Annotated in this window: 16 protein-coding genes, 1 tRNA gene and 1 pseudogene; 13 read left to right on the top strand and 5 right to left on the bottom strand. The window is 55.5% G+C overall.

Annotation, left to right across the window (positions count from 1 at the left end; genetic code table 11):
- The first annotated feature begins 65 nt into the window (after positions 1-65).
- Positions 66-371: a hypothetical protein gene (locus tag ACVWYU_RS08765; RefSeq protein ID WP_457372455.1), complete on the top strand. Its 306-nt coding sequence runs from the start codon at positions 66-68 to the stop codon at positions 369-371.
- Between the two features lie 167 nt (positions 372-538).
- Positions 539-859 (top strand): I78 family peptidase inhibitor, encoded by a 321-nt coding sequence (locus ACVWYU_RS08770; protein WP_090318835.1) that lies wholly within the window; start codon positions 539-541, stop codon positions 857-859.
- Positions 860-928: 69 nt separating this feature from the next.
- On the opposite strand, the gene ACVWYU_RS08775 is transcribed toward ACVWYU_RS08770, so the two are convergent.
- Both ACVWYU_RS08775 and ACVWYU_RS08780 read right to left on the bottom strand, forming a co-directional pair.
- On the bottom strand, positions 929-1,141 hold the full coding sequence (locus tag ACVWYU_RS08775) for a cold-shock protein (RefSeq protein ID WP_003179963.1): 213 nt from the start codon (positions 1,139-1,141) through the stop codon (positions 929-931).
- Between the two features lie 293 nt (positions 1,142-1,434).
- A complete protein-coding gene (locus tag ACVWYU_RS08780; RefSeq protein WP_457372456.1) occupies positions 1,435-1,734 on the bottom strand; it encodes a hypothetical protein in 300 nt (99 codons plus the stop codon).
- Between the two features lie 381 nt (positions 1,735-2,115).
- On the opposite strand from ACVWYU_RS08780, the gene thrS reads away from it, so the two are divergent.
- The 9 genes from thrS to ACVWYU_RS08825 all read left to right on the top strand — a co-directional run bounded on the left by thrS (position 2,116) and on the right by ACVWYU_RS08825 (position 9,572).
- Entirely contained in the window at positions 2,116-4,038 is a 1,923-nt protein-coding gene (thrS, locus tag ACVWYU_RS08785; protein ID WP_457372457.1) for a threonine--tRNA ligase, read from the top strand.
- Positions 4,038-4,589, top strand: coding sequence for a translation initiation factor IF-3 (infC, locus tag ACVWYU_RS08790; protein WP_172435341.1), 552 nt, complete (start codon positions 4,038-4,040; stop codon positions 4,587-4,589). The genes thrS and infC overlap by 1 nt, the downstream gene beginning before the upstream one ends.
- 60 nt (positions 4,590-4,649) lie before the next feature.
- Complete coding sequence (gene rpmI / locus ACVWYU_RS08795; RefSeq protein WP_002553160.1) at positions 4,650-4,844, top strand: 50S ribosomal protein L35; 195 nt, start codon at positions 4,650-4,652, stop codon at positions 4,842-4,844.
- A 28-nt stretch (positions 4,845-4,872) separates the two neighbouring features.
- Entirely contained in the window at positions 4,873-5,229 is a 357-nt protein-coding gene (rplT, locus tag ACVWYU_RS08800; protein ID WP_007905879.1) for a 50S ribosomal protein L20, read from the top strand.
- Between the two features lie 109 nt (positions 5,230-5,338).
- Complete coding sequence (gene pheS, locus ACVWYU_RS08805) at positions 5,339-6,355, top strand: phenylalanine--tRNA ligase subunit alpha (RefSeq protein ID WP_090318844.1); 1,017 nt, start codon at positions 5,339-5,341, stop codon at positions 6,353-6,355.
- Positions 6,356-6,381: 26 nt separating this feature from the next.
- On the top strand, positions 6,382-8,763 hold the full coding sequence (gene pheT / locus ACVWYU_RS08810) for a phenylalanine--tRNA ligase subunit beta (RefSeq protein ID WP_390955353.1): 2,382 nt from the start codon (positions 6,382-6,384) through the stop codon (positions 8,761-8,763).
- A gap of 3 nt (positions 8,764-8,766) precedes the next feature.
- Complete coding sequence (ihfA, locus tag ACVWYU_RS08815) at positions 8,767-9,069, top strand: integration host factor subunit alpha (RefSeq protein WP_002553164.1); 303 nt, start codon at positions 8,767-8,769, stop codon at positions 9,067-9,069.
- Positions 9,050-9,406 (top strand): MerR family transcriptional regulator, encoded by a 357-nt coding sequence (locus ACVWYU_RS08820; protein ID WP_003179985.1) that lies wholly within the window; start codon positions 9,050-9,052, stop codon positions 9,404-9,406. Before ihfA ends, ACVWYU_RS08820 begins: the two co-directional genes overlap by 20 nt.
- Before the next feature lie 89 nt (positions 9,407-9,495).
- Positions 9,496-9,572, top strand: a tRNA-Pro gene (locus ACVWYU_RS08825).
- 69 nt (positions 9,573-9,641) lie between these two features.
- Here ACVWYU_RS08825 and ACVWYU_RS08830 read toward each other — a convergent pair.
- The 3 genes from ACVWYU_RS08830 to ACVWYU_RS08840 form a co-directional block, all read right to left on the bottom strand.
- A complete protein-coding gene (locus tag ACVWYU_RS08830; RefSeq protein WP_457372458.1) occupies positions 9,642-10,838 on the bottom strand; it encodes a tyrosine-type recombinase/integrase in 1,197 nt (398 codons plus the stop codon).
- Between the two features lie 253 nt (positions 10,839-11,091).
- Positions 11,092-11,475 (bottom strand): hypothetical protein, encoded by a 384-nt coding sequence (locus ACVWYU_RS08835; RefSeq protein WP_457372459.1) that lies wholly within the window; start codon positions 11,473-11,475, stop codon positions 11,092-11,094.
- Positions 11,468-11,653 (bottom strand): hypothetical protein, encoded by a 186-nt coding sequence (locus ACVWYU_RS08840; protein ID WP_457372460.1) that lies wholly within the window; start codon positions 11,651-11,653, stop codon positions 11,468-11,470. The genes ACVWYU_RS08835 and ACVWYU_RS08840 overlap by 8 nt, the downstream gene beginning before the upstream one ends.
- A 528-nt stretch (positions 11,654-12,181) precedes the next feature.
- Here ACVWYU_RS08840 and ACVWYU_RS08845 point away from each other — a divergent pair.
- Both ACVWYU_RS08845 and ACVWYU_RS08850 read left to right on the top strand, forming a co-directional pair.
- Positions 12,182-12,415: pseudogene (locus ACVWYU_RS08845) on the top strand (hypothetical protein).
- A 7-nt stretch (positions 12,416-12,422) separates the two neighbouring features.
- On the top strand, positions 12,423-12,650 hold the full coding sequence (locus tag ACVWYU_RS08850; protein ID WP_457372461.1) for a hypothetical protein: 228 nt from the start codon (positions 12,423-12,425) through the stop codon (positions 12,648-12,650).
- The last annotated feature ends 21 nt before the right edge of the window (positions 12,651-12,671 follow it).

A 12,671-nucleotide genomic window follows, 5' to 3' on the forward strand; every position in this document is an offset into this window, starting at 1 on the left:
CGACTTAGGCATCATTGGGGGGCTATGCGACACTTGGTCTTTGATGACTTTTCAAGGATCGCGCTGTGCGGATCGATTTGAACACACCTGACGGCCTGACCCTTGAGGCGGTGCGTCAGATGCTGGCCGCTGCCAGTGATGACGAACATACCCAGTTGCGGGTGACCAAGGGCGGTATCGCCTATATTTCATCGGGTGTCGTGGGCGGCACCGACATCGACGGGTTGCTGTTTCGCCTGGAGACGTGGGCCAAGGGGTCTGGCTACGTTGGACGGGTCGCAGCCAGTGACGAGGTCTGGGTCATGCAGATCTTCAATGCGCTGAAGCAGAATTGGCCCAAACCGGCTTTTGATTACATCGACGTCTACTGAGTGCCGTTCATATTCAGTCACGATTGAGGCGTGAAGGGGAGGGCAATGCTCAGGCAAACTTGCTGTTTGTCTGCGGCGGCGGTCTTGTTGCCAGAACGCTCGATGAAACCAAACGCCAGAATGGCGGTCGCACAAATTCAGCTTAACTATCGAAAAAAGGAGGCGTCATGCCTTGGAAGCTCGCGTCATTGGGTGCCCTATTGGCCGTTGCCACGCTGGCCGGTTGCAGCACTGCCGCTACCGAATCGGCAACTGACCCTGTAACGACGACTGACACAGGTCACAGCCGTTGTGAGGCAAAAGCTGCCGAATTCACCCTTGGCAAAACGGCTTCGCCTGAACTGCTGGAGCAGGCTCGCAAGCGAGCAGGCGCACAGAATGCGCGGTTCCTGTCGCCAAATGACATGGTGACCCTGGAGTATCGCTCCGACCGTCTCAACCTGAACACCGATGCCAACAAAGTCGTAACCCGCGTTAACTGCGGCTGATCGCCAACTTTTGCATCACCCATAAAAAACCCCGTCACATGGACGGGGTTTTTTTAGTGCGCCTGGAAATTACTCTGGGCGAACTTGAGCAGCTTGCATACCCTTTTGGCCTTTCTCAGCCACGAAGGAAACGGTTTGGCCTTCTTTCAGGCTTTTGAAACCGTCGCTTTCGATAGCTTTGAAGTGTACGAACAGGTCGTCACCGCCACCTTGAGGAGTGATGAAGCCGAAGCCTTTTTCATCGTTGAACCATTTAACGGTGCCGGTTTGGCGATTAGACATGGTGTATCTCCAAGAAACATATATTTTCAGTAGTACTGTGCTGCTCAGGCCAACTGGGCACACCCGGGTATCATAGTCGAAATGTTCGCTTTGGGAGCCCCCCAGACGCGTTGTTTGCTTTCATATTGCACGCCTTTCACTTCCATGAATGGCTGTAAGCCCCGGTTTCAACGGGTTTGCGCTGCAAAAGAGGGCCGTAAAAAAACCCATAAAAGCTGCGTAAATTATGTAAATCAGCCGTTTTTTGGCTGTTTTTGTGCGCTTGAACGGCTCCGGGAATCGTCTGCGAAGTACTATTTCTGGACTTTGCACACCGAGATTTCTTTCAGCGCGCGCTGGCCGAGCTCACCGCTAGGCGGGTTGTTTTTGTCCATCAACTGCCCGATTTCCTGGGTGGTGAATTTCTTTTCCAGCACATCGGCGCCGCAAGAGCAGCTCTTCTTTGCCTGCGCAGGATTCACGCTTTGGCTGGCGGCTTTAGAGCAATCCGCCATGTATTGGTTTTTCAAGCCTGGTGGCCAGGCCGCTTGGGCGCTAAGCGGCAATATCAAGGCCAGCGGGGCTGCGAGGGCAATAAGACGGATAAGACGCATGACATGGTTCCTTGGGTCGATGTGTATGACGATTCTCAGCCAATTTGAACCAGCTCGTATATCTCAAGTTCACTGCGCGGTGTAGAAGTGACGAAATCTTCACGCTCTGAATGCGTGCAGCTCGATTACCGTCCATCTGTGCTAGCATGCCTCGCTCGGGCGTTTGCAGGCTCCGGTTGACCTTCAGTCCCGGTCGCGGCAGATGCGCGAATAACCCTGATTTGAATCCCAGTCACTCTGGTTCGATTTCCCGGTTGGCCGCAAGGCTCCTGCCGCTGTAAGGCAGGCGTTCGTCATTGAATGGCCTGGATCGGATCTTGTACTGGCTCATCCCAACCCACGTGACCTTTGGTAGGGGTCACCACTAGGAGAGGAGGCGCCATGCCAACTATTACTCTTCCCGACGGCAGTCAACGTTCATTCGATCATCCGGTCTCCATCGCCGAGGTCGCCGCCTCCATTGGTGCGGGTCTGGCCAAAGCTACAGTGGCTGGCAAGGTCAACGGCAAGCTGGCTGATGCCAGCGATATCATCGACAGCGACGCCACGCTGCAAATCATTACGCCAAAGGATGAAGAGGGGCTGGAGATCATTCGCCACTCTTGCGCCCACCTGGTTGGCCATGCGGTCAAGCAGTTGTACCCGACGGCCAAAATGGTCATCGGCCCGGTCATTGACGAAGGTTTCTATTACGACATCGCCTTCGAGCGTCCTTTTACTCCGGACGACCTGGTCGCCATCGAACAGCGCATGCAACAGCTGATCGAAAAAGATTACGACGTCATCAAGAAAGTCACTCCGCGCGCCGAAGTGATCGAAGTGTTCAAGGCTCGCGGTGAAGACTACAAACTGCGCCTGGTCGAGGACATGCCGAACGAGCAGGCGATGGGTCTGTACTATCACGAAGAATACGTCGACATGTGCCGCGGTCCGCATGTGCCGAATACCCGCTTCCTGAAATCCTTCAAGCTGACCAAGTTGTCCGGCGCCTACTGGCGTGGCGATGCCAAGAACGAGCAATTGCAGCGCGTCTACGGCACCGCCTGGGCTGACAAGAAGCAGCTGGCGGCTTACATCCAGCGCATCGAAGAAGCTGAAAAGCGTGATCACCGCAAGATCGGCAAGCGCCTGGGCCTGTTCCACACCCAGGAAGAGTCGCCGGGTATGGTGTTCTGGCACCCGAATGGCTGGACGTTGTATCAGGTGCTCGAGCAGTACATGCGCAAGGTTCAGCGTGACAACGGTTACCTGGAGATCAAGACTCCCCAGGTCGTTGACCGTAGCCTGTGGGAAAAGTCCGGGCACTGGGCCAACTACGCCGACAACATGTTCACCACGCAGTCGGAAAACCGCGACTACGCCATCAAGCCGATGAATTGCCCTTGCCACGTGCAGGTGTTCAACCAGGGCCTGAAGAGCTACCGCGAATTGCCAATGCGCCTGGCCGAATTCGGTGCCTGCCACCGTAATGAGCCATCGGGTGCCTTGCACGGTATCATGCGCGTTCGTGCGTTCACTCAGGACGATGCCCACATCTTCTGCACCGAAGAGCAGATGCAGGCCGAATCCGCAGCGTTTATCAAGCTGACCATGGACGTGTACGCTGACTTCGGCTTCAAAGATGTCGAGATGAAGCTGTCCACTCGTCCGGAAAAACGAGTTGGCTCCGATGAACTGTGGGATCGCGCAGAAGCCGCATTGGCCGCAGCCCTTGATAGCGCGGGCCTGCCGTACGATCTGCAGCCAGGCGAAGGGGCGTTCTACGGTCCGAAGATCGAGTTCTCGCTGAAAGATTGCCTGGGCCGTGTCTGGCAGTGTGGTACTCTGCAGCTCGATTTTAACCTGCCTGTCCGTTTGGGCGCCGAATTCGTCTCCGAAGACAACAGTCGCAAGCATCCGGTGATGTTGCATCGGGCGATCCTGGGTTCCTTCGAGCGTTTTGTCGGGATTTTGATCGAACACTACGAGGGTGCATTCCCTGCGTGGCTGGCCCCGACCCAGGCAGTGATCATGAATATCACTGATAAACAGGCAGATTTTGCTGCTCAGGTCGAAAAAACTCTCAACGAAAGCGGGTTTCGTGCCAAGTCTGACTTGAGAAATGAAAAGATCGGCTTTAAAATCCGCGAGCATACCTTGCTCAAGGTTCCCTATCTCTTGGTTATCGGAGATCGGGAAGTCGAGATGCAGACTGTCGCTGTGCGTACTCGCGAAGGTGCTGACCTGGGCTCAATGCCCGTCGCCCAGTTTGCTGAGTTCCTCGCGCAAGCGGTTTCCCGGCGTGGTCGCCAAGATTCGGAGTAATTATTATTAAGCGTGAAATGAGACAAGATAAACGAGCTGCACCGAAGGCCCCGATCAACGAGAATATCTCGGCACGCGAGGTTCGGTTAATTGGGGCTGAAGGCGAGCAGCTTGGGATTGTGTCAATTGAAGACGCGCTTCTTAAGGCTGAAGAGGCCAAACTGGATCTGGTGGAAATTTCCGCCGATGCAGTACCCCCTGTTTGCAAACTGATGGACTACGGCAAATCGATCTTCGAAAAGAAGAAGCAGATTGCTGCTGCCAAGAAAAACCAGAAGCAGATTCAGGTTAAAGAAATCAAGTTTCGTCCAGGGACGGAGGAAGGGGATTACCAGGTAAAACTGCGCAACCTGGTACGTTTCCTGAGTGACGGGGACAGGGCCAAGGTATCCTTGCGATTCCGCGGCCGTGAGATGGCCCACCAGGAGCTGGGGATGGAACTCCTCAAGCGAGTTGAAGGTGACTTGCTTGAGTACGGTTCGGTCGAACAGCATCCTAAGATGGAAGGACGCCAGCTGATCATGGTCATCGCCCCGAAAAAGAAGAAGTAATCAACAGGGCACGGCAGGCCTTCTGATTATGTTTATCAACTGAATGCGGAGTATCCGAACATGCCAAAAATGAAGACCAAAAGTGGTGCTGCTAAGCGGTTTCTGAAAACTGCTAACGGTATCAAGCACAAGCACGCTTTCAAGAGCCACATCCTGACCAAAATGTCGACCAAGCGTAAGCGTCAACTGCGCGGTAGCAGCTTGCTGCATCCGTCTGACGTGGCAAAAGTCGAGCGCATGCTGCGCCTTCGTTAATTTTAGTCAAGAATAGAGGAAGTAACTCATGGCTCGTGTAAAGCGTGGCGTCATTGCCCGTAAACGTCACAAAAAAATTCTGAAACTTGCTAAAGGCTACTACGGCGCTCGCTCGCGCGTATTCCGTGTTGCCAAGCAAGCGGTAATCAAGGCAGGCCAATACGCCTACCGTGACCGTCGTCAGAAAAAACGTCAGTTCCGCGCTCTGTGGATCGCTCGTATCAACGCTGGTGCACGTATCAACGGTCTGTCCTACAGCCGTTTCATCGCCGGCCTGAAAAAAGCGTCCATCGAGATCGACCGTAAGGTTCTGGCTGATCTGGCAGTGAACGAAAAAGCGGCGTTTGCTGCGATTGTCGAGAAAGCTAAAGCCACCTTGGCTTAAGTACCCCCGACAGTCACCCGGTCTCACCTCTGTGAGGTCAGGTGTTAAACGTCATAAATAGGGGAAGAGCCTTCAAGCTCTTCCCCTATTTTGTATCTGGAGTCTGTACATGGAAAACCTGGATGCGCTCGTCTCGCAAGCTCTAGAGGCTGTGCAAAGCGCTGAAGATATCAATGCCCTGGAGCAAATCCGGGTTCACTACCTTGGCAAAAAGGGTGAATTGACTCAGGTGATGAAGACCCTGGGGAATTTGCCGGCAGAAGAGCGTCCGCAAGTCGGTGCGCTGATCAACGTTGCCAAGGAGCGTGTCACAGACGTTCTCAATGCGCGCAAGGCATTGTTTGAAGAGGCCGATCTGGCCGCCAAACTCGCTGCCGAGTCCATTGACGTCACACTGCCTGGCCGTGGTCAGACCTCAGGTGGTCTGCATCCGGTCACCCGTACTCTTGAACGCATCGAGCAGTTCTTCACTCACATCGGTTATGGCATTGCCGAAGGTCCTGAGGTCGAAGACGACTACCACAACTTCGAAGCGCTCAACATCCCGGGCCATCACCCGGCCCGGTCGATGCATGACACCTTCTATTTCAATGCCAACATGTTGCTGCGCACCCATACCTCGCCGGTACAGGTCCGTACCATGGAGTCGAAACAGCCGCCAATCCGCATCGTCTGCCCAGGCCGTGTGTATCGTAGCGACTCGGATATCACCCATTCGCCGATGTTCCATCAGGTCGAAGGCCTGCTGGTCGATCGCGACATCAATTTCGCCGACCTCAAAGGCACCATCGAAGAGTTCCTGCGGGTGTTCTTCGAAAAAGAACTGGCTGTGCGTTTCCGCCCTTCGTACTTCCCCTTCACCGAGCCATCCGCAGAAGTCGACATGGAATGCGTGATGTGCAGCGGTAAAGGCTGCCGTGTGTGCAAGCAGACTGGCTGGCTGGAAGTGATGGGCTGCGGCATGGTTCATCCGAACGTGCTGCGCATGTCCGGGATCGACCCGGAAGAGTTCTCGGGCTTTGCCTTCGGCATGGGCGTTGAGCGTCTTGCCATGCTGCGTTACGGCGTGAACGACTTGCGTCTGTTCTTCGACAACGACTTGCGGTTCCTCGCGCAATTTCGCTAGTCGTAACGAATTCTTAGGAGAGCAGGATGAAATTCAGTGAACAATGGCTGCGTGGCTGGGTAAGCCCGCAGGTAAGTCGCGATGAGCTGGTTGCTCGTCTGTCGATGGCCGGTCTTGAGGTCGATAGCGTTACGCCGGCCGCCGGTGTATTCAGCGGTGTCATCGTGGGCGAGGTGCTGAGCACCGAACAGCACCCGGACGCCGACAAGTTGCGTGTTTGCCAGGTCAGCAATGGTTCGGAGACCTTCCAGGTTGTTTGCGGTGCGCCAAACGTTCGCCCCGGCCTGAAGATCCCGTTCGCCACCATCGGTGCCGAGCTCCCGGGTGATTTCAAAATCAAGAAGGCCAAGCTGCGTGGCGTTGAATCCAACGGCATGCTGTGCTCCCAGGCCGAACTGCAAGTCGGTGAAGGCAACGACGGCTTGATGGAATTGCCTGCCGATGCGCCTGTAGGCCAGGACATTCGTGAGTATCTGAACCTGGACGATGCCAGCATCGAGGTTGACCTGACCCCGAACCGTGGCGACTGCCTGTCCCTGGCGGGCCTTGCTCGTGAAGTCGGCGCGCTGTACGCCACTACGGTCACTCGTCCCGTGGTAGCCATCGTTCCCGCCGTGCACGATGAAGTGCGCTCGGTTGAAGTGTTGGCTCCCGCTGCTTGCCCGCGTTACCTGGGTCGTGTAATCCGTAACGTCGACCTGTCCAAGCCGACGCCGCTGTGGATGGTTGAGCGCCTGCGTCGTTCCGAAGTGCGCAGCATCGACGCCGCTGTCGATATCACCAACTATGTGATGCTGGAGCTGGGCCAACCGCTGCACGCCTTCGATCTTGCCGAGATCAACGGTGGCATCCGCGTGCGGATGGCTGAAGAAGGTGAAAAGCTGGTTCTACTTGACGGTCAGGAAGTTAGCCTGCGTAGCGATACGCTGGTGATTGCCGACCACACTCGCGCACTGGCAATTGCCGGTGTCATGGGCGGTGAGCACAGCGGCGTCAACACCGCGACCACTCGCGACATATTCCTGGAAAGCGCCTTCTTCGATCAAATCGCTGTCGCTGGCAAGGCCCGTTCCTATGGCCTGCACACCGACGCATCGCACCGCTACGAGCGTGGCGTGGACTGGCAACTTGCCCGTGAAGCCATGGAGCGCGCCACTGGCCTGCTGCTGGAAATCACCGGCGGCGAAGCGGGTCCAATCATCGAAACCGTCAGTGAGCAGCACCTGCCATCGATCGCGCCGGTGACCCTGCGTACCCAGCGCATCACCCAGATGCTGGGCATGGAAATGGATTCGGCCGAAGTCGAGCGTCTGCTCAGCGCTTTGGGCCTGGGCATTACCGCCGACGGAGCAGGGCAGTGGCGCGTGGAAGTGCCGAGCCACCGCTTCGACATCAGTCTGGAAGTCGACCTGATCGAAGAGCTGGCTCGTTTGTACGGCTACAACCGCTTGCCGGTTCGTTACCCGCAAGCGCGTCTGGCGCCGCAAGCCAAGGCTGAAGCGCGTAGCGATCTGCCTGAACTGCGCCGCCTGCTGGTAGCCCGTGGTTATCAGGAAGCGATCACCTACAGCTTCATCGATCCGAAACAGTTCGAGTTGTTTAATCCGGGTGTTGAACCGCTGTTGCTGGCTAACCCGATTTCGAACGACATGGCCGCCATGCGTTCGTCCTTGTGGCCTGGTCTGGTCAAGGCGCTGCAGCACAACCTGAACCGGCAGCAAGACCGTGTGCGTCTGTTCGAAAGCGGTCTGCGCTTCGTCGGTCAGCTGGAAGGGCTGAAGCAAGAGCCAATGCTGGCGGGCGTGGTTTGCGGTAGCCGTCTGCCTGAAGGCTGGGCGCAAGGTCGCGACACCGTGGACTTCTTCGACGTCAAGGCTGACGTGGAGGCGGTGTTGGGCTTTGCCGGTGCACTGGATGCTTTCACGTTCGTGCCGGGCAAGCATCCAGCATTGCACCCGGGTCAAACCGCGCGTGTCGAGCGAGAGGGGCGTCTGGTCGGTTTTGTCGGTGCGATCCACCCTGAATTGTCGAAAACGCTGGGGCTGGACCGTCCCGTATTCGTTTTCGAACTGGTTCTGGCAGAAGTCGCGGCGGGCAAAATGCCTAAATTCCAGGAGTTATCGCGCTTTCCTGAAGTGCGTCGTGACCTGGCATTGATTGCGGACAAAGGGGTTGCAGCCACGGCTGTGCTGGACGTAATCCGTGAAAATGCAGGCGAATGGCTGACAGACCTCAGGCTATTTGACGTGTATCAGGGTAAAGGCATTGATCCTGATAGAAAAAGCCTCGCAGTTGGCTTGACCTGGCAGCATCCATCGCGCACTCTTAATGACGATGAGGTGAATTCTGCGACTCAAAACATCCTCACCTCGCTCGAACAAAGGTTGAACGCCACGTTAAGGAAGTGACGTATGGGGGCTTTGACGAAAGCTGAGATGGCGGAACGTCTGTATGAAGAGCTGGGCCTGAACAAGCGGGAAGCCAAGGAATTGGTTGAACTGTTTTTCGAGGAAATCAGGCACGCTCTTGAAGACAACGAGCAAGTCAAATTGTCCGGTTTCGGCAATTTCGACCTTCGGGACAAACGCCAGCGGCCTGGCCGCAATCCGAAAACGGGAGAAGAAATCCCGATCACGGCTCGCCGTGTGGTCACCTTTCGTCCAGGGCAGAAATTGAAGGCCCGAGTTGAGGCTTATGCTGGAACCAAGTCATAACGACGAGCTACCCGTCATCCCAGGCAAACGCTACTTCACCATTGGTGAAGTTAGCGAGCTGTGTGCGGTAAAACCGCACGTACTGCGCTATTGGGAGCAGGAGTTTCCTCAACTCAACCCCGTCAAACGCCGCGGAAACCGCCGGTATTATCAGCGCCAGGACGTGCTGATGATCCGGCAGATCCGCGCACTTCTTTACGATCAAGGTTTCACTATCGGCGGCGCGCGTCTGCGTTTGTCCGGTGATGAGGCCAAAGATGACACAACCCAGTACAAACAAATGATTCGCCAAATGATTGCTGAGCTGGAAGATGTTCTGGTGGTCCTTAAAAAATAAATTCCTGCGTTTAAATACTTCCAGTTTTCAAACGCTTGCGATATATTCTTGAGCGTTCTTCGAGATGAAGAACAGGTTTCACGCCTAGTCGGGGCGTAGCGCAGTCCGGTAGCGCACTAGCATGGGGTGCTAGGGGTCGAGTGTTCGAATCACTCCGTCCCGACCATATTTTTCAATGACTTAGCCCAATCTTCACCGGTTGGGCTTTTTCATGCGCAGGGACTTTTGCGGGGGTTCATCCCGTTTTCCTCCTCAAGATGGTCAATGCCGGTCCTCTCGAATCGGTCGCTGATACTTTGTTTGCCGCTTCAATCAACTGCTCGAGCTCTGCGGTAGAATAGTGGCTCGTAACGCTGCCATTCTTGTGCCCCAAGAGCGCCTTCCGATCTTCCAGTGTCACGCCCGCTGCACGTAGCCTTCTGCCAAAGGTGTGCTTAAGGTCGTGAATCCTGATCGATCTGAACCCAGGGTGTGCCGGTGACTTGTGTTCCACTTCCCACTTCGCCGCCGCTCTCACCCTGGCCTTCTTCCACGCTGTGTCATTCATCCGGTGCATCGGGGTCGCACCGTGTTCGTCCGGCTGCCCATACGGGAAGACATACTTCGAATGCAGACCGCGCTGCCCATCGATGACCGACATCGCCACCTTGTTCAGCACCACTAGCCTCTCATCGCCGTTCTTCACACCAGATTTTTCACTCCTCCCGCCAAAGTCAGCAGGGATCAGGAACACGCTCGTTCCCAGTTCCGGCACCCGAATTTCCCAATCCCACTGAAGCTTGCAGACTTCCTGTTCCCGGCAACCCGTGTTCACCTTGTAGAGCGACATCCTCAACAGGTGGTCAGGAATTTCCGCGAACAACGTCGACTGCTCTGCCCATGACATGGGGTAGGGCTTCCTGCTCGACTTCCTTTCTTCCAGCATCGAGATCATCGGCACGCTATCCAGCCACGGCCGTTTCTCTGCGTCTCGCCACTTCCTGTGGCACAGGTTTAAGATCCGAACGATTCGCTGTAAGGCGATGTTCACTGTCCGGTTCGAGACGCCTGGTTTCAACTTCCCTTTTTCGCTTGTCGTCGGCTTCTGCCTATCTCGCTTGAAAGCAGCCAGGGTTCCGTCATCTATATGGGTGATCGGCAGATCACCGATGTACGGGTCCAGCTGTTCAATATGTGAAGCGGACAGTCCGATCGACGCCTGGTCCTTGAATTCAACCAGGAATCGCGTGGCGGCCTCACGCCAGGTACGAACCTGGCGCACGCCATAGACCTTTTCCTGCCTGAGCTTTTCCAGCCGGTGAATCAGGTACTGCTCCGCTTCCTGCCTTTCGCTTGTTCCAGTGCTTTCCTGAAGTCGCTGACCTCTGACGACCTTGTCGATGTGCCAGATTCCGTTCCTCTCGTAGAGGCCGGAGATTGTTTTTCGCGCCATTTATTAACTCCTTGGCGCCCACTGCGGGGCCGATTGTTGTCCTCATTGCTGGCTTTTTCAATTGCCATCGACTCGATGTACGCGTCTGCCCATGCGTCCAGTTCAAGCCTGTCGAATGCAACGCCCTGTTTCCCAATCGGGAATTCGTGGATGTGTGGGCGAACTTCGGCGTCAAACACGGCGCGGCACATACCAAGGTAAGCGGGCGCCTGTTTGGCCCGTATAAAGCGGGGGAGGAGTGCAAGATCTGCGGTCATATCTTCCCCAAGTCCCGGCCGACGCTGCAGGCGGGCTCGGCTGCCAATTTCGATTTCAGGTGGCTTTGGCGAATAGGGAAGGCTTCTCCCTCCCACTTCCCTGCTTTGCCGCGTATAGCCCCATGGTGTCCATAACAGTGGGGTTTTTTACTGGCAAAGAGCTTCTCGCAAGCCTCAAACAAGGCAGCATCACCTTCAATTGATTTCAATTCCTGCCCTGCCATCGAGCCAACCTGAATCCATCCCGACTTGTCGCGGCCATAGTTTTCAGTTTTGAACAGCCGGTACCGGTTCCTGTGCCCGGTGTTGGGTGATGAGCTCTCTGTGTTCAGGTAGAAATGGACGCCGCCTTGATGGACCTGCAGGATCGTTTTAGCCATTGCGCACCTCTGCGCCAGGCACGGAGCGAAGGGCCAGCAGCTTGATGCCGCACGCTTTTGCTAGCTCCTGAAGATCCCTCACCGTGGTCTGGTCGCGCTTCATTGCCATGCCCAGGTCTATAAGGCGCTGGCCAAACTCCGCGAATTCGCTTGCTGGGTTCTGTGTTTGAGTAATCACTGCGCATCCTCTCGGGTTAAGGCTCGCCAACGACACAGTTTCTCCAGGGCGAGCAAAGTCCCGCCGCGTTGTTGGCATTCGCAAATTTGGTGAAGGCTTTAGATGTGATGAGACGACGGAGATGTGATGCGAATTTAGCAAGAGCTAAATTAATCGTCAATACAAATTGCTAAATGATATTTTGCTAATTTTGGAGAAGACCGGCAGATTCGCTGCGGAGCTTCTCGTAGCGGCGATTTAATGGTGATAAATTTCGCGTCGTTAGCAGGTTGTACGAGCGAGAAGGGCAGGCGTTGTTCCGAGCTCGGACGACGGCAACAGCTTTACCCAGCCTCAGAGCAGCACTTGTTCCGGCGCGAGGTGTATTCGCGCTCGAGAGATTGAGGCGAAAGCCCTCCTTGATGCGTGGATTCTCTAAACCGGGCGCTGGACCGTATCAGGATTGGCGAAAGTCGTAAGACTCTTCATTGAAGACCGCCATGGACTCATTGAAAGGCTTAAAACGGCCAGAATATGCATGAGGCATAGATGACACTTACCAAGCCAAATCAAGACCTAAAGCACGACCTCCAAGGTATCGCCTCTGACCTGAAGTGGTCAGCGGTGTAGCTGCTCCGGGTCGCCAAGAGGCTAAGCCTGGCCGGCAATGAGATCGATGCCCAGGCCATCCATCACCTGATCACTATTTTTAAAGCTGATGAAGCAAGACTTAATGCCCGGTTAGCCGAGACCTCTGCCCAAACTTCTGAGCCAATAGCCTGAGGTCAGCATGCCACTTACCAAGCCCAACCAAGAGCTGCGCCGCGAACTCAAGGATCTGGGATTTGGCCTTGAGCAAGCTGCAGACGAAGTGCTCAGAATCACCAAGGACTGCCGGGATGTCGAGCAAATAGCCGTCCTGAAGCTGATTGCTAAGCTGTATGAGGATGCTGATCGGCTTGCTGCGCTGGCGGATGAGGTGAAGACTGGCGGGATCTCCAGGGCTAATACTGGGTGATCTGGCGCGGCGGTGAGATGT

The sequence above is a fragment of the Pseudomonas sp. TE12234 genome, from assembly GCF_054061835.1.